This window comes from Fulvivirga sp. AWR4_260 (genome assembly GCF_056158185.1).
On the sequence record NZ_JBSWSU010000001.1, the window covers coordinates 883,404 to 900,940 of the forward strand.

Genomic DNA, 17,537 nt, shown 5'->3' on the forward strand with positions numbered 1-17,537 from the left:
TTTTTGATAGTATTAGCAACTTAGCATATATCAGGAAATGTTGCATTTTTGCATTTATGAGAAAATTAGCCAACGAGGAATTAGATAGATTATCAGTAGAAGAGTTTAAAGAAGTAGAAAAACTACCTATTGTTATTATGCTTGACAATATCAGAAGCTTAAATAATGTAGGTTCAGCATTTAGAACTTCTGACGCTTTTTTAATAGAAAAGCTTTACCTCGGAGGAATAACAGGCACACCTCCTCATCGCGACATTACCAAAACAGCACTTGGAGCCACCGAATCGGTAGAGTGGGAGCATGCACCTGACACCATTAAAACTTTAGAAGAGCTCAAAGAAAATGGCTACACTATAATAAGTATTGAGCAAGTAGATAAAAGCATTTCACTAGCTGAATTTACCCCTAAAACTGATAAAAAATATTGTCTAGTATTTGGGAATGAAGTTTTTGGAGTAGATGAAAATATAGTTAAAAACTCAGACTATTGCGTAGAGATCCCGCAGCACGGCACCAAGCATAGCCTTAATATTTCTGTAAGTCTTGGGATAGTAGTTTGGGATTTTTATAGCAAGTTAAAAAAGTAGAGGTGACCCCCCTCCAGAGCCACCTCTTAGCTAGCATAACCAAACCAGCCGATCAAATCAAACCAGAGAATGATATTTTAATTCACTGCATCAAGAGCATTTAAAGTCCCCCAACCAAAGTCTTCGTCTCTATTGGGGTACAGCTCAGCTGTAGTAGTAAGTTTTTGTAATACTTGTTCGCGAGTCCAGCTTGGATGTTTGGACCAAACCAATGCCGCAATACCTGCAGCCGTAGCCGTGGCTATAGACGAGCCTCCTGTAGTAGATGGCTGGTCACCACTTAAAGCTAATGTTAAAGGATGCCTATCCGTTTGGTCTCTTTCCATCACTACGGTATAGTCTACCTTACTTCCTGAATGACATATGTTACACCTCTCATATCTACCTTCTTTTGTGCCAGTAACGGCTACCGTTTCATCCATGTTTGCAGGAAAAATAACCCCAAACCAATTCGTAATAGAAGTACTCGTTCCGGCAGCAGCAAAAATTAATTTACCTTTACCATGAGCATATCGTATAGCATCGGCCACCTTTGAGCTACTAAATACATCCCCTAAAGACATACTGATTATTTTTACATCAGCTCTATCTGCAAGAAAAACCAAGGCGTCTGCCACACCAGATTTCTCACGAGGATCTCCAATTACCACATCGCCAGTGCCACGTACTGCAACAAAATTACAGTTATACGCCACGCCTACCATTGAACCAGATGACGACCTTGGAGCCGCAATAGCACTACCCATGGCGGTACCATGACCGCACTGATCGTTAGGCCCATCAGGCGAAGCCCAAGGCCAAATAGAACTTACATAAAAGCCATATTTATCTATAAACCTTCCTGAAGAGTAGCCAGAATTGAATCCATCGCTATATTTTGATTGGTCTGCAGAAACACCTGTATCGATCAAACCAACTGTAATACCTTGCCCAGTACTATACTGCCATGCCTCAGGAATATGCATGTAACTATAATTCCAAGACAATTTTGCATTGGGCTCAATAATGGTATAGTCTGAAGTAGGCAAACTATTATCTGGGTCATTCCAACAACCCAAATCACTTTGTTGGCGGTTATTAGAGTATCGGTAAACATTAACGACATAGCTCTTTGGCTCAACATATCTTACCAAAGCACTTTTTCTGATATTTTGTAAAACAGATAAATCCGTTACTTTAATATCTATAAATGGAAGATGTGCACCTTCTGTATTTAATATATCCTCGGTAGTATAGTCTGTATGATTCAGCTTATTGGTTTGCTCTCTTATATTTTCTACCAGCTGACCTTTGGCATTAATCCATACCCTCGAGTTAATATCAATAGAAGCTAACTTAGATGAAGCATTGTCAACATCTTCTGGTTGATAGCCAACGGTAAGAATACTATCGCTATGCATTAACGCACTCCAAACAGCCTCATCAGACATGTTATTCCAATAAAACTCATCATTAGCCTTTAAAGAATTGATCACCATGTCATCAAGCTTATCTCTTGGGATCAAACTCATACTATCGGATACTTCGGGCTTCACTTCTTCCTGTATCTCATCTGCACAACTTATGAACAGCCCAAAGGCTGACAATAAAATTAAATAATAAGATTTCATGGGTGGGGTTTAGGTTAGTTTTTAAAATTTAAATCGTTTCCATAATTTAATATGGTGAATTTTTGATATAAAATCAACTAACTAATCAGTAATAAATGAGATTTTGATCTACGAAAACGTATTCAATCTAAAAAACAAGAAAAAAACACCACTTACTCTCGGAAAAAGTATAAAATCAAGAATGCAATAATTAAAAATCGAGTAAACTTTTGAGAGAGTTGTATCCCGATCTACTAACAGGCACCTTTTCTCCACTCCTCAAAATAGCTACGTAAGAGTCTTTAGAATAGGGCTCTAGCCTATCAATATTATTAACAGCTACAATATGTGAACGATGGACTCTAATAAACTCATCTTTAGATAAGCCGGCCTCCAGTCTCTTCATAGTCATTTGCTTTAGGTGTTTTTTACCTTTACTATAAAAAGCCACATAATCGTCTTGAGCTTCTATATGATCGATATCACTTGTAGGTATAATTACAATCTTATTACCTGACTTTACCACCACTCTATCCATCAGTTCGCCACTAGCCTCTCTCACCTGCGCCAAATCATCCAGTATCTTATCTTCACTTTTATCCTGCCCTCCCTTCAATTTGTCTTTTGCTTTTTCGAGGGCAACATCAAACCGTGATTGGTTATACGGCTTTAATAAATAATCAGAAGCATTATTCTCAAAAGCCTGTAAAGCAAACTGATCAAAAGCGGTGCTAAAAATTATCACCGGCTTATGGTCTAGTAACTCAAGCATTTCAAAGCCGGTTAATTTAGGCATTTGGATATCCAGAAAAATTAAATCGGGCTTTAGTTCATTTACTGACTTTATACCTTCAAACCCATTATCACATTGGGCTACAACTTCAACATCAGTATGCTTTTTCAAATAAGCATTAATAACATCTCTGGCTAGTTTTTCATCGTCTACAATTATCGCTCTAATCATAAGGTTTGAGGAATTAATATTTTAACAGTAAAAATTTTACGTTGCTTCTTAATTGTAACTAAACCATTAAGTCCATAAATCAACTCCAGCCGGTTACGCACATTTTTCAGACCAATACCTTTCCCTTTTTGCGGCACACACTCCGAATCATAATCATTAGAAATTGATATACTCAAATTACCATCTTCACAGCTACACTCAGTAGTCACATGCAAATCTCCAAGCCTTTCGTAGATTCCAAATTTAATAGCATTTTCATAAAGAGGCTGCAATATCATATTAGGAAGCTTCATATCCAGACATTTATCTTCCACCTCTCTATTATCTTTAAGCCTTTCTCCAAACCTTATTTTTTCAATATCGAGGTAAAGTGACATCTGATAAAGCTCATCACGCAAAGTGTGGCTTTCAGGAGCATTTTTACCCAAAGATGAACGCAAAAAGTCTGATAGCTTAATCACCATTTCCCTTGCATTTTCAGGATCGGTAATAGTTAATGAGCTAATGGAATTAAGACTATTAAATATAAAATGGGGGTTAATCTGAAACTTTAACATTTCCAATTCCGATTGCTTCAGCAAATGCTGCATTTGCAGCTCATGCTCTTCCTTTTCTTTAAGGTCAGAGTTGTAATCGAGCAAGTAATACACCAACAATACTAAAGACAGGTAAAGCGTACCTATTACTATTCTCCCAATTATGGTTCCATTCAAAAAAAGAATATAAGAAGACTGCGAGGAAAATATTTGAGTAAGAAGAGTAACGCTTCCTACATTAATGGCAGAGATAGTAATTAATACTGCTAGTGCATGACTAATTATACTCCCTGTCATTCCTTGATTAGAAGGAGAAACAAATTGAGTTACATACCAGTAACTTAGCCCAATACTTGCCATAAGCACATTGGCTAGTATGGCATCTGCACCAGATATTAATAATGGTATCTTATAATGAAAATGCAGAATAGAAGTATGTGCCAGAATAATAACCAGCCACACCAATGCATATATAAATAATGCTTTGCCTATTAGAGGATGTTTCATAAGGCCAAGTGTTATTTAGTAAGCTTCACATCTCCTCCACCAAACAACACAAAACCTTTAATCACTAAAACTTTACTTGAATCGGGCACTACCCTCAAAGCCCTATTTCTCCTATCGCTAAAACCACCCAGCACTGCAGACACCTCAACAATTACTGTCCAATCGGGAGGTACCACAATAGAAGCACCTCCAAACATGGCAAAAACATCTATTACATTGCTACCTTCGGCTAGTTCTGCATTTCTACAATCAATATTAGAACCTCCAAAGACAGCCGTAATTCTACCTCCTCTAAATTGCTGACTATCGATAACTATATCATGTCCACCAAAAATCGCAAAATCATCCAGGTAGTTTAAGTCGTTTTTTTTTTCATCGGAATAATCTGTGTGAGATGAGCCTCCTGATAATGTTTTCCGCATTACCAACGAGATACCCACCGCCAAAATGACTACCGGCCAGAAGATGTGCCATATGTTGCTAATATCGAATAAGTCATAATCACTTGCCCAAAAAACTGCTCCAATTAAAAATACCACTAAACCAGACTCCACTTTTTTCTTAGCCAACATCAGGTATAACCCAATGCCCATTAAAAGGGTCTTCCAGTTAATAACCATGTGCTTAATATAGTATGGCACAATATCTAAATTAGACAAAAGCAAAGTACCTCCTACAATTATTAATATGATACCTAGCCAAAATCTGCGATCTCTTACGGGTTCACTCATAGTATTAGTGTTTTAAATTCTTATTCAATTTTACCCATAAAATAGTTAATAAGTTGGAGCCAATCGGCTAACAACGGAGAGATACCGGTAAACATCGAACTTTTTAGAGTAAATCAGTTATATAAAAGCGATTCTAAATCATAGGTAGGAATAATTTCATATTTTTGCCGCAGATTAAAACAGAACCCTATCAATCATGGAATATCGCATAGAAAAAGACACTATGGGGGAAGTAAAAGTACCCAGTGATAAATATTGGGGAGCACAAACTGAGCGCTCCAGAAATAACTTTAAAATAGGAGAAGCGGCAAGTATGCCATTGGAAGTAGTGTATGGTTTTGCTTATCTTAAAAAAGCAGCAGCACATACTAACCATGCTTTAGGTGTACTTAGTGAGGAGAAAAGGGATCTTATTTCTAAAGCTTGTGATGAAATATTAGAAGGGAAACATGATGACCAGTTTCCGTTAGTAATTTGGCAAACTGGATCTGGCACACAGTCTAACATGAACACCAACGAGGTAATTGCTAACCGAGCTCATGTTATAAACGGTGGAGACCTTAATGATGATAAAAAAATCATTCACCCGAATGATGATGTAAATAAGTCTCAATCATCTAACGACACATTTCCTACTGGAATGCACATTGCGTGTTATAAAATGGTGATTGAAACAACTATACCTGGTGTTGAAACTTTAAGAGACACTTTAAAGCAAAAATCAGAAGAATTTAAAGATGTAGTTAAGATCGGTAGAACTCACTTGATGGATGCTACTCCTTTAACTCTTGGGCAAGAATTTTCTGGTTATGTATCTCAACTAACACATGGTATTAAAGCATTAAAAAATACTTTAGCGCACTTATCTGAGTTAGCTCTAGGAGGAACAGCTGTAGGTACAGGAATTAACACACCAGAAGGTTATGCTGATTTGGTAGCTGAAAAAATTGCTGAGTTCACTGGGCTACCATTTATCAGTGCAGAAAATAAATTTGAAGCTTTAGCCGCTCACGATGCCATTGTAGAATCTCACGGTGCATTGAAGCAACTGGCAGTTTCTCTTAACAAAATTGCTAATGACATTCGTCTTTTAGCCTCAGGACCAAGAGCTGGCATAGGCGAAATCAACATCCCTGCCAATGAGCCGGGTTCTTCTATCATGCCAGGTAAAGTAAACCCAACACAGTGCGAAGCTTTAACCATGGTTTGTGCTCAGGTTATGGGTAACGATGTAGCTATAACCGTTGGTGGAACTCAAGGCCACTACGAGCTAAATGTTTTCAAACCATTAATGGCTTATAACTTCTTACAGTCTGCCAGACTAATAGGAGAGGCTTGTATTTCATTTAATGAAAACTGTGCTGTAGGCATTGAGCCTAACTACAAAAACATTGAGCAACACCTTAATAATAGCTTAATGTTAGTAACAGCTTTGAACACACACATCGGTTATGAGAAAGCAGCAAAAATAGCAAAGGCAGCGCACCAAAATGGCACTACCTTAAAAGAAGAAGCTGTAAAATCAGGCTATGTGACCGAAGAAGAGTTCGGAAAATGGGTAAAACCCGAAGACATGGTTGGCAGCTTAAAAAAGTAATTTTTTAATATTTTAATTATATTGACTATATTTTCGAGATTTTTGATTCAAACTAAAGTATTCAAAGTCTGAAAATTAAGCCGAAGTTGAATTTTTATTTCACAAAAAGCATAACTAAACTAAGAAAATAACAACTTCAGGAGGCTTTTAAACTAAATTAGATACCAATGAAAAAGTTAACTGTATTGCTCACTTTAGTACTAGCGATAGCTGCTACGGTACAAACCAAAGCGCAGCTTTCTAAAGATGAGGCTAAAGAATGGAAGAATAAAGCGAAAGAGTACAAGAAAAACCCAGAGCAACTAAAGCAAATTGTGGAGAATGGCCAAGCGTTAGAAGCTCAGGTAAACAGCCTAAAAAGTGAAAACAGCAGCTTACAGTCAACTATAAGCGATAAAGATGCTAAAATTAGTGAAATGCAGGATGACCTGTCTAAGCTAAGAAGTGATCTTTCTGCTGCACGTAGCGAGCTAAAATCTTTAAAAGCCAACCCTTCTGCCCCTGCTGATGCTGGTGGTAAAATGGTGAATGGCGTTGTATTTAAAGTACAGGTAGGAGCCTTTAGAAATAAAGACTTATCTAAATACTTTGATAACAACGAGAATTTCAGTGGCGAAAGTGAAGATGGAATGCAGAAAATTACTTTAGGCCAGTTTAGAGATTACTGGGAAGCTGATACTTTCAAGAAATATCTAAGAGAAATGGGTGTAAAAGATGCTTGGATTGTACCCTACAAAGACGGTGTAAGAGTGCCTATTAAAGATGTTTTAGAAGGTGTAATTGCTTCTGACAGCCCTGCAGAATAATAAATAGAAAGCTTTAATTATTGATATCATAAAAAGCAGTACAATTGTGCTGCTTTTTTATTTTTTAAAATTTATATTATTACATGCTAGACAATAGGTGGGAAATAAAACAACAACCAGATGATATTATAACTTCAGAATTGTCCGCCAGCATTAATGTAAGCACACCCATTGCCACTATCCTAGCTCAGCGTGGCATCACCGATTTCGATTCGGCCAAAGACTTTTTTCGCCCTACTAAGGCTATGCTTCATGATCCTTTCTTAATGAAAGACATGGATAAGGCAGTAGCAAGGGTAGAAGCGGCCATAGCTAATGAACAAAATATACTTGTCTATGGAGATTATGACGTAGACGGTACCACCTCTGTGGCTTTGATGTTCCACTTTCTGAATTCATTCTATAACCACTGTGAATTTTATATTCCTGATCGATATAAAGAAGGCTATGGTATTTCAGCTCAATCAATAGAATGGGCCCATGAAAACAACATTGACTTAATCATATGCCTAGATTGCGGAATCAAATCTGTTGATCTCATTGCTAGAGCTAAGTCTTACAATATTGATTTTATAATATGTGATCATCATAACCCAGGAGAAGCTTTGCCTCCGGCAGTGGCCGTGTTAGACCCTAAAAGAGGTGATTGCAATTACCCTTACAAAGAGCTTCCAGGATGTGGCATTGGCTTTAAACTGATGCAAGCTCTGGTAAGCAAAAACCCTACTTGGCACACAGACCCATATAATTTTCTAGATTTAGTAGTAGTTAGTATTGCTTCTGATATAGTGCCCATAACAGGTGAAAACAGAACATTAGCAGCACTAGGTATTAAGTATTTAGAAAAGCACGCTCGACCAGGCATCAAAGCTCTAATGCGCCTGGCTAACATGAAAGACGATATTACTATCACAAGTATAGTTTTTGGTCTAGCCCCCAAAATAAATGCAGCTGGTAGAATTTCACATGCTACCACTGCAGTAGAACTATTGTTGGCAGACTCAGAAGAAGAGGCATTACATTTTGCAGATAAACTTCATTTAAAAAATGAGCTAAGAAAAGATTTTGATTCGTCAATTACTGCAGAGGCATTACAGATGATTGAAGGAAATGATTTACTTAAAACGGCCAAAACCACCGTTCTATTCAAAGATGATTGGCACAAAGGAGTAATAGGCATTGTGGCTTCGCGCTGTATTGAATCATACTATAGGCCAACAATTATCATGACACAATCTAACGGGAAAGCTACGGGCTCAGCCAGGTCAGTGCCAGGCTTTGATGTGTACGAAGCCATCTCTAGCTGCAGTGAATTATTAAACCAGTTTGGGGGTCACAAGTATGCCGCTGGCCTTACTTTAGAGATAGATAAAGTAGCTGATTTCCAAAGAAAGTTCGAAGAGGTGGTTTCAAATACAATACCTGAAGAATTGCTAACACCACTTATAGAAATTGACACCGAACTAAATTTTGATAACATCACCTCAAAGTTTGTTAACATTTTAAAACAAATGGCCCCTTTTGGCCCTGAAAATCATACCCCCGTTTTTCTGGCCAAAGAAGTAAAAGTGGCAAGGTCTTTGAGAATTTTGAAAAGCAAACACCTTAAATTCATAGCCGAGCAGGCGGGTAATAAAAGTACTTTTGATGTAATTGGATTTAACCTTGCTGAACACGAACCCGTTATTAAAAATGGAATTCCCTTTAATATGGCTTTCTCAGTAGAAGAAAATAATTACATGGGACGAAAGTCTATTCAATTAAAATTAAGAGATATAAAGTTTGAATAGTTAATTTTGTATTTATGATATTACGTGCAGATAATCTGATTAAAAAATATAAGAAACGTACTGTTGTTAATAATGTTTCTGTTAAAGTAGAACAAGGAGAGATTGTAGGTTTACTCGGTCCAAATGGAGCAGGAAAAACAACAACTTTCTACATGATTGTGGGGCTCATTAAACCTAATGAGGGCAACATTTACTTAGAAGATGACAACATTACGGAACTCCCTATGTACCGCAGGGCTAAATTAGGGATCGGTTATCTGGCGCAAGAAGCATCGGTATTTAGAAAATTAACTGTTGAAGAAAATATTTTAGCAGTATTAGAAATGCTCAATATTTCTAAAGCCCAGCAGAAAGAAAAATGCGAAGCTTTACTAGAAGAATTCAGCTTAACACATGTGCGCAAAAACTTAGGCATGGTATTATCTGGAGGGGAGAGGCGAAGAACAGAAATCGCTCGTGCATTGGCTGTAGACCCTAAATTTGTGCTGTTAGATGAGCCATTTGCCGGTGTAGACCCTATTGCGGTAGAAGAGATACAGACCATTGTAGCACAGCTAAAAAAGAAAAATATAGGTATTCTCATTACCGACCACAACGTAAATGAAACGTTATCTATCACTGATAGGGCCTACCTTATGTTTGAAGGTAAACTATTAAAAGCAGGTTCTGCAGAAGACTTGGCTGCCGATGAGCAGGTAAGAAGAGTATACCTTGGTCAGCATTTTGAATTAAAAAGAAAGGTTTAATCCATAACTTTTACAGTGCCTAATTTCTTATTTTTAAGGTAATAACCTACTACTAAAACTAACCAGAAATTGGACATACTAAACTCCATATTAACATGGGTGATGAAAAAGCGAATACATGATATAGAGCTTTTCATCAAATACCCTCATGATGTACAGGCCGAGTTATTAAAAAAACTAATTGATCAGGCTAAAAACACAAGCTTTGGCAAAAGCTATCATTTTAATGAAATAAAGAGCTATAGTCAATATAAAGAAAGAGTTCCTACGCACACATACGAAGAGCTATTCCCATATGTAGATAAAGTAATGCGTGGCGAACAAAATGTGCTATGGCCTACAGAAACCACATGGTTTGCAAAATCTTCGGGAACCACCAATGCCCGAAGTAAATTCATCCCTGTTTCGCAAGAAGCATTGGAAGACTGTCACTTTAAAGGAGGTAAAGACCTGATATCCATCTACGTTAATAATTATCCTGAAACTCGAATGTTTACAGGTAAAGGTCTTACGATAGGAGGTAGCCATCAAATCAATAATTATGACCCAAAGGCCAATTCATATTACGGGGATGTTTCTGCCGTAATAATGAAAAATTTACCGCTATGGGCTCAGTTAATAAGAACTCCAAAGCTAGAGGTAGCCTTGATGGACAAGTGGGAAGAAAAGATTGAAAAGATGGCGGCAATTACAGCTGAAGAAAATGTGACCAACTTAGTGGGGGTTCCAACATGGACAATACTTTTAATTCAACGGGTTTTAGAACTGAAGCAAACAGAAAACATACTGGAGGTATGGCCTAACCTAGAAGTCTTTTTTCACGGTGCAGTTTCATTCACTCCATATAGAGAGCTGTTTAAGAAGCTTATCCCGAGTTCAGACATGAACTATTTGGAAACATACAATGCATCAGAAGGGTTCTTTGGAATTCAGGACCAAAAAGATTCTGATGAGCTACTATTAATGTTAGACTATGGCATATTCTATGAGTTTATTCCTTTTGATGAGTATGGACAAGAAAACCCTACTACATTAAGCTTAGACCAAGTAGAGGTAGGAAAGAATTACGCTATGCTTATCACTACTAACGCAGGCCTATGGAGGTATAATATTGGAGACACGGTAAAGTTTACTTCTACATCCCCCTATAGAATTAAAATATCAGGAAGGACAAAGCATTTTATTAATGCTTTTGGAGAAGAGTTAATTATTGAGAATGCCGAGCAGGCCATTGCATATGCCTGTAAGAAAACAAATGCAATCATCGATAATTTCACTGCAGCTCCCATCTACTTCGATGAAGGAAATAAAGGCGGACATGAATGGGTTATAGAATTTAAGACCACACCTAATGATATGGAAGAATTCACCCAATATTTAGATGATAAACTAAGAGAGATTAACTCAGATTATGATGCCAAGAGGTATCAAGATATGGCTCTACTTCGCCCAATAATACATAGCGCAGAAATGGGTACTTTTTATAATTGGATGAAACAAAGAGGAAAGCTAGGAGGCCAAAATAAAGTACCTAGGCTATCTAACCACAGAGAGTACATAGACAGCTTGCTGCAATTGGTAAAAGCATAAAAAAACAGCCAGCACTCTCGCGCTGGCTGTCTTATAAATAGTTAGTTACAACTAACGAGGACCTACATATATTAATGAATCGGTAATATTAACATTCGGATATCCTGATTGTGTCATTACAAATTGAGCATAAACATTATGAGTTGATTCCTCAAAATATGACTCTTTTGTCACTGTTGGATCATCTATTGTAAAATCACGTCCATTAGATGGATTCAACCAATGGTTAGATACGGATATTACCTTATCAGTTTCTAAATCAAAAGCAAATTTAGGTGAGGCAGACCCGTAGGCAGACCACCCACCAGCACTAGTTCTGATTGGATGATAAAACTCTTCATATCCCCAATCATCAAATAAGTCTACTGTATTAGCACCCGTAGTTCTTAATTGAACATCTCCAGGCCACTCCCAAACTTGAGTGGTATCCAACCCAGATCTGGTAGTCTGAAAGTAAAATCTCAGCTTATAGATACCATCATATTTGTTTTTAACATTCACTAGGTAAAGTGATTTATTAAAGTTACCACTTATTGTGCCTTGTGATGCTGATTCAATCACCAAAGGCAACGCGTACGTAACACTAGGATCAAAATTAAATGCATCAACCCAAATAGATATAGATGCCTTTTTCTCACCCTTAGGAATTCTAAAGTTATACCCTCCTGCTGGCAATGCATACAAGCTATCAGGCAATTTCACATAGCTTGTTTCATTATCTCTATTATACTGAGCCAATAAACTATCATCCTCTATTAGAGTTATAGTTAAATCTTCCGGAGCGGAATAAGCCCCTGAATAACTAACTATAATACCTAATGAATCGCCTTCTTCTACGATATCATAAGAATTCAGATAAGCATGAGGCAAACTACTTCCCCCCGGATTAGTCTCAATTTTGCCTATATCAAAAAGCTCAATTATGCCTTCAGTATCGGCAGGATCTACGAAGGGGTCTTCATCTAAACAAGATGTAATAACACTTGTCACCCCTAATAAAACCATTAAATATTTTAATCTTATTTTTTTCATATCCATCAATGCGTTTAGAGGTTAGTTTTTCTGAAAAAATATTGCAGAAGTAAATTGATTAATGCCCGGAGGAACATTAGCTCCATTCAATTGAAATTCCGTATCAGGGTATAAAAACCTTATTGGAAGCTTATCTTCCCTAGTAGAAGTAGATAATATTGAAGCAAATGTTTCCTCTGCATTGGTTGAACCTTCAGAAATAGAAGGATAACCAGTTCTTCTAAACTCAGACCACGCCTCTTGTGCATGAACAAAATTAAGAGCTATATATTTCTGAGTAATTATGGCTTCCAATTTTTGATCTGCAGTAATTGCTGAATCTATATTTACTAATACATTAGATGCATTTGCCGTTAAGTAATCATCATATAATGAATCTATATTGTATCTAGCAGGTACAGAATTTGAAGAGTTTTTATACAAGTATTTGAAAGAAGATTTTATTCCTTCGTTAAACGCATCTTTCACAGATCCACCTATAGCCAATTTATTTTCGAGTATCGCTTCAGCTTCTAAGAATTTTGCCTCTGCAACAAGCATTAAAGGAGAACCAGCGTTAGCACCTTTCAGCACACCTACTCTATCACTCTCGGGAACTTCATCCTCTTTTGTCATAAGCCAAGCTGGATTAGGAGAAGATGGTGCGTTAGGGTTATCTGTCAATTCTCCTAACTGCCCTACAGGCGTGTCATCAAAATCTCTATAAATAACTTGACCTCTTCCTGCATCATCAATTCTAGTCCCATCATAGAAACTAAAAATATAAATACTAGGAATTTGTGATCTTCCAGAGCTTGATGCTGTACCTGATGCATTTTGTACATAAGCTTCCCAGTATGGGTTTTGTTGACCATTTACTGCCCCATAACCCGGATTAACGAGCACATCGTCTTCTATAAAACCTAAAGAAAGATCGAAATTTTGAAATTGCATATCTACAAATGATGACAAGCCAGCTGCATCCGACATCCTCATCAGCATCCTCAATTTAAGTGTATTAGCAAACTGAGCCCACTTTTTAACATTCCCGTTAAAAATCACATCAACTCCATCTATTGAATTAGCACTCTCAGAAGTTGTAAGAATTTCAATAGCCTCATTTAAATTTAAAACCAAGTCTTGATACACTTCCTCTTGTCCTGTATAAGCAGGAGACAAATTATCTACTCCCTGTAGTGCATCGGTATAAGGTACATCACCATAAAAATCCACTAACATTTGATAATCATAAGCCATCATTATCATTGCCACTCCCTGATAGTAAGCTAGTGTTGGCTCTCCTTCTGATTGTGTTAGAATATATTTATAGTTATTAAGATCATCATACACACTGGCCCATTGCCCAGAATGACTACCTGTTGTATAGTTATAATATACAACGTCACCCCAACCACCAAAACCACCAGCATTTACGGTATTACCTATTACCCAACCTGCAGCAGAATTCATTGATCGTACTACTGAAGCTGTACTAGTTAATGCATTAGGTAATACAATATTTGGTGAAGCCTCTGTTGGAGTGTTTGGGTTTTCATTATCCCCAAGAAAATCATCGCAGGAAGTAACTGCCATCAGCAGAACTCCATAAATTATATATTTAAGTTTTTTCATCAGTAAAATCTCATTTAGAATGTTAGTGATAAAGTAGCTCCATAAAATCTTGTAGGCGGAGTTGCAGAAAGCGTAACTATACCTATAGCATTGCCATCACTAAAGTTAAAATCAGGGTCTGTATAAATGTTGGATTTAGGAGTCCACAAAAACAAGTTTCTTCCTTGTAGCGTTAAGCTGGCACTTTCTATAAAATTTGTCTTTTTTAATAATGCAGAAGGGAAAGTATATCTTATAGCCACTTCTCTTAACTTCCAATAATCACCTGATACTACATAGTTCTCAGCTATATTTCTTCTATAGCTACCGCTAGTCCAGAAAGTTGACCCACCATCTTCAACTGTGATATTGGTGTTCTCAATATAAGTTCCTGGGTTTTCTGGGTCTTCGTAAGAAGAGTTAGGAATCACGAATCTTTCTCTATTAAAATAAGCTGTTGTGATTGATGAACCAGAGAAGTCATAACTGCTTCCTCCGTTATACAGAATGTTATAACCACCTCTATATTCAAATAAAACTGAGAATGAGAATTGCTTATATTTTACTTCACCAGTTAAACCTAATCTGTGCTTCGGAGCTGTATTACCTAAATTAACCGGGGTAGAAGAAGCAGACGGATATCCTGTTTCGGCATCTACAATAATTCTTCCCTGATCATCTCTTTCATAAACAGTACCTATCAGCACTGGGAACGATTCTCCCTCCACAGCGTAAACTTGAGCCTGTCCTCCAGAAGATAATTGCAGTCGACTTAAGTCACTACTAATTGATTCTACCTTATTGTTATTATAAGTATAATTACCACTAAAAGAAACCTCTACATTATCTGATCTGTAGGCACCTACAGTTAAACGTGTTTCCACTCCCTGATTACTCACCTCACCTGTATTTTGCAAGTAGCTGCTATATCCAGTAGAAGTACTTACCCCTGTAGGCACTGTTTGGTCAGTAGTATTAGTTTTATAGTAAGTTAAACTACCATCAATTCTTCCATCTAGCAATGTGAAATCAGTACCTACTTCTATGCCTTTTGTAATCTCAGGCTTTAAACTTGGTGAAACAATTCTGTTCCCCACAGTGTACCCAGGCAAACTTCCATATGGAAAGCCATTAGATGGTCCAAATGTAGCCTGTAAAGCGTAAGCTCCGAAGTCTGTTTCACTATCACCTAAGTTAACCTGGCCTACTTTTGACCAGCCAGCTCTTAGCTTTAGTAAATCCAATACATTGCTAGACTGCAATGCTCCTATGGCATCAGTAGCTACGAATGATGCATTAACTGCAGGGTAGAAAAATGATCTATTCTCTGGCGCTAATATAGAAACCCAGTCATTTCGGCCTGTTGCCTCTAAGAATAAATAGTCTCTAAATCCAATTTTGAACTGACCATAAGTTCCCACTTGTCTCGCTTCGTAATTACCTTCTGCTGCCGATGGTTGTCCCAACCTATTACTGATGTTATATAAGCCAGGCGTTGCAATACCAGTTCCACCAATGCTTATAGCTTTAGACTGATTTATTCTTACCTGATTACCTACTAATAGACCGAAGAACCAGTCATCTCCAACAGACTTTTTAAAATGAGCCTGTAAATCGGATAATACCTGAGTAGATGAAAAACTATTGTCATTTACTCCACCAACAATGTCTGTTTTACTAGTCCAATTTTCTTTGGTGTAATCAGAGAATGTAAACTTGCCAAATTCAAACTTAGCAGTTCTTGTACGAGAGGTAACACCAATTCTGTAAGTTAAGTCTAACCACTTTAAAGGGTTGTAATCTAACTGAAGATTTCCTATAAAATAGTTGTCTTGTCTTTTTTCTCTGTTATTATCAATAGTCCAGTATGGGTTATCATAATAAGCATTGTAATATCCATCAGGGTTAGCAAACTCATTATTTTCCCAATCTTCATAGTCTGTTAAGGGAATATGAGCTGGAGTTTGCAACAAGTTATCGTAGATAGAAGATGTTGCAGTTGTTATATCGTATTTGTTTCTGATATAATTTGCATTATAAGTAACCTCAAAATTATCGCCCATTTCTTGAGTACCATTTAACCTAAATGAAGCTCGAGTATACTCATCTTCAGGGGTAGTACCGTTATTTTTTAGATATTGAACCGATAGATATTGTGTTGACTTCTCAGAACCTCCAGAAATAGAGAAATCCGTTTGGTTAGTAACACCTGTCTCCCAGAAGTCTTTTTTAGCATCAGTAGGAGAATAAGGAACCATTTGCACATCTCCATTTTCCAACGGCTTTCCTATTTGCACCATAGAACCATCAAATGCAGGTCCGTATTGTTGGTTTTCATAAGCAACATATTGATGAGGGTAACCACCAGCATAACCAGAACCAAACTGATTTTGCATTTCAGGGTAGAAACTAACCTTTTCTAGGTTAACCGTGTGTGATAAGGTTACTTTAGGTTTTCCTGAAGAACCTTTCTTAGTAGTAATAATTAAAGCTCCATTGGTAGCAGCAGAACCATATATTGCCGCTGCACTTGACCCGTTAAGTACTGTCATCTCTTCAATATCTTGAGGATTTAAAGTACCTAGCACATCATTAGGAACAATTACATTATCAATAACAATTAAAGCTTCGTTATTACCCGTTAAAGAGCGGTTTCCTCTTAAAACAACCCTTACGTTAGGGTTTACACCACTTGTAGTAGTGTTTATTTGCAGTCCCGCTACTTTTCCTGTAAGTCCTTGAGCGGCATTCACAGGTTTCGCTACTGTCAACTCATCCGTTTTTAAGGTCATGGAATTATAGCCCATTTCCTTTTTACGAGCTTCTTGGCCACCAGCAGTAATTACTACTTCGCCCAATTGCTGCACATCAGCAGACATCTGTACATCAATAACAGATCTGCTGCCTACCTGAACTTCTTCAGTGGCTAGTCCAATAAAGGAAAAAACCAATGTTTTTTCTCCATCAACACTTAAACTATAGCTACCATTAATATCAGTAACTGTTCCTTTAGAAGTTCCCTTCAAAATAACATTAACCCCAGGCAAAGGTGATCCATCCTCAATGGAGGAAACCTTACCGGAGACTGTTCTAGACTGAGCTTGCAGCTCTGCAGAGCAGAGTGCAAAAATCAGAAATAGATTAACTAGTAAAATCTTTCTCATTTTGCTTTGTTCGGTTAAAATTTAATCTAAGGCAGCAACCAATTTATAAAAAGAAACAGAAATTGATTAAAATTTTAACCTTTATTTTTTTTGCAATCGATTGATAATCAATCGATTGAGTAAAGCATAAGTAGCATTAAATACAATTTAATTGTATTCAAGTAACAATTTTAATAGTATAAATATTAGTTAGATTAAATTTAAACGCAATTTCATTATGTGGAAAATTTTATTTCACACAAAAAGCGTTTAGCAATATATTAAATGCATTTTCAGTAAAAAACCAGCTATTTATTACGCAATATCCT

13 protein-coding genes are annotated in these 17,537 nt (G+C 37.1%); 6 read left to right on the forward strand and 7 right to left on the reverse strand.

Going from position 1 to position 17,537, the window contains the following annotated elements; all coding sequences use genetic code 11:
- Positions 1 to 56 precede the first annotated feature (56 nt).
- Positions 57 to 587 (forward strand): RNA methyltransferase, encoded by a 531-nt coding sequence (locus tag ACXACQ_RS03795; RefSeq protein ID WP_474974595.1) that lies wholly within the window; start codon positions 57 to 59, stop codon positions 585 to 587.
- 77 nt (positions 588 to 664) lie between these two features.
- Here the strand turns inward: ACXACQ_RS03795 and ACXACQ_RS03800 are convergent, their stop codons facing one another.
- From ACXACQ_RS03800 to ACXACQ_RS03815, 4 genes are all read right to left on the reverse strand, one after another.
- Positions 665 to 2,197: a S8 family serine peptidase gene (locus ACXACQ_RS03800; RefSeq protein ID WP_474974596.1), complete on the reverse strand. Its 1,533-nt coding sequence runs from the start codon at positions 2,195 to 2,197 to the stop codon at positions 665 to 667.
- Between the two features lie 190 nt (positions 2,198 to 2,387).
- On the reverse strand, positions 2,388 to 3,140 hold the full coding sequence (locus ACXACQ_RS03805) for a LytR/AlgR family response regulator transcription factor (RefSeq protein WP_474974597.1): 753 nt from the start codon (positions 3,138 to 3,140) through the stop codon (positions 2,388 to 2,390).
- Entirely contained in the window at positions 3,137 to 4,183 is a 1,047-nt protein-coding gene (locus tag ACXACQ_RS03810; protein ID WP_474974598.1) for a sensor histidine kinase, read from the reverse strand. Before ACXACQ_RS03810 ends, ACXACQ_RS03805 begins: the two co-directional genes overlap by 4 nt.
- An 11-nt stretch (positions 4,184 to 4,194) precedes the next feature.
- Entirely contained in the window at positions 4,195 to 4,914 is a 720-nt protein-coding gene (locus ACXACQ_RS03815; RefSeq protein ID WP_474974599.1) for a LiaF transmembrane domain-containing protein, read from the reverse strand.
- Positions 4,915 to 5,110: 196 nt separating this feature from the next.
- Here ACXACQ_RS03815 and fumC point away from each other — a divergent pair, with 196 nt between their 5' ends.
- The 5 genes from fumC (at position 5,111) to ACXACQ_RS03840 (ending at position 11,443) form a co-directional block, all read left to right on the forward strand.
- Positions 5,111 to 6,511 carry a class II fumarate hydratase gene (gene fumC / locus ACXACQ_RS03820; protein WP_474974600.1) on the forward strand — a complete coding sequence of 467 codons (1,401 nt, stop codon included), beginning with the start codon at positions 5,111 to 5,113 and terminating at the stop codon, positions 6,509 to 6,511.
- Between the two features lie 167 nt (positions 6,512 to 6,678).
- Positions 6,679 to 7,317: an Ezrin/radixin/moesin family protein gene (locus ACXACQ_RS03825; protein WP_474974601.1), complete on the forward strand. Its 639-nt coding sequence runs from the start codon at positions 6,679 to 6,681 to the stop codon at positions 7,315 to 7,317.
- 83 nt (positions 7,318 to 7,400) lie between these two features.
- Positions 7,401 to 9,107, forward strand: coding sequence for a single-stranded-DNA-specific exonuclease RecJ (gene recJ, locus ACXACQ_RS03830; RefSeq protein ID WP_474974602.1), 1,707 nt, complete (start codon positions 7,401 to 7,403; stop codon positions 9,105 to 9,107).
- 14 nt (positions 9,108 to 9,121) lie between these two features.
- A complete protein-coding gene (gene lptB / locus ACXACQ_RS03835; protein WP_474974603.1) occupies positions 9,122 to 9,853 on the forward strand; it encodes an LPS export ABC transporter ATP-binding protein in 732 nt (243 codons plus the stop codon).
- A gap of 69 nt (positions 9,854 to 9,922) precedes the next feature.
- On the forward strand, positions 9,923 to 11,443 hold the full coding sequence (locus ACXACQ_RS03840; protein ID WP_474974604.1) for a GH3 auxin-responsive promoter family protein: 1,521 nt from the start codon (positions 9,923 to 9,925) through the stop codon (positions 11,441 to 11,443).
- A 51-nt stretch (positions 11,444 to 11,494) separates the two neighbouring features.
- Here ACXACQ_RS03840 and ACXACQ_RS03845 read toward each other — a convergent pair whose 3' ends face one another.
- Genes ACXACQ_RS03845 through ACXACQ_RS03855 form a run of 3 tightly spaced genes read right to left on the reverse strand, consistent with a single transcriptional unit; the run spans position 11,495 to position 17,229 of the window.
- Positions 11,495 to 12,475: a DUF1735 domain-containing protein gene (locus ACXACQ_RS03845; RefSeq protein ID WP_474974605.1), complete on the reverse strand. Its 981-nt coding sequence runs from the start codon at positions 12,473 to 12,475 to the stop codon at positions 11,495 to 11,497.
- A gap of 21 nt (positions 12,476 to 12,496) precedes the next feature.
- Positions 12,497 to 14,086, reverse strand: coding sequence for a SusD/RagB family nutrient-binding outer membrane lipoprotein (locus ACXACQ_RS03850; protein ID WP_474974606.1), 1,590 nt, complete (start codon positions 14,084 to 14,086; stop codon positions 12,497 to 12,499).
- 14 nt (positions 14,087 to 14,100) lie between these two features.
- Complete coding sequence (locus tag ACXACQ_RS03855; protein WP_474974607.1) at positions 14,101 to 17,229, reverse strand: SusC/RagA family TonB-linked outer membrane protein; 3,129 nt, start codon at positions 17,227 to 17,229, stop codon at positions 14,101 to 14,103.
- Between the last annotated feature and the right edge of the window lie 308 nt (positions 17,230 to 17,537).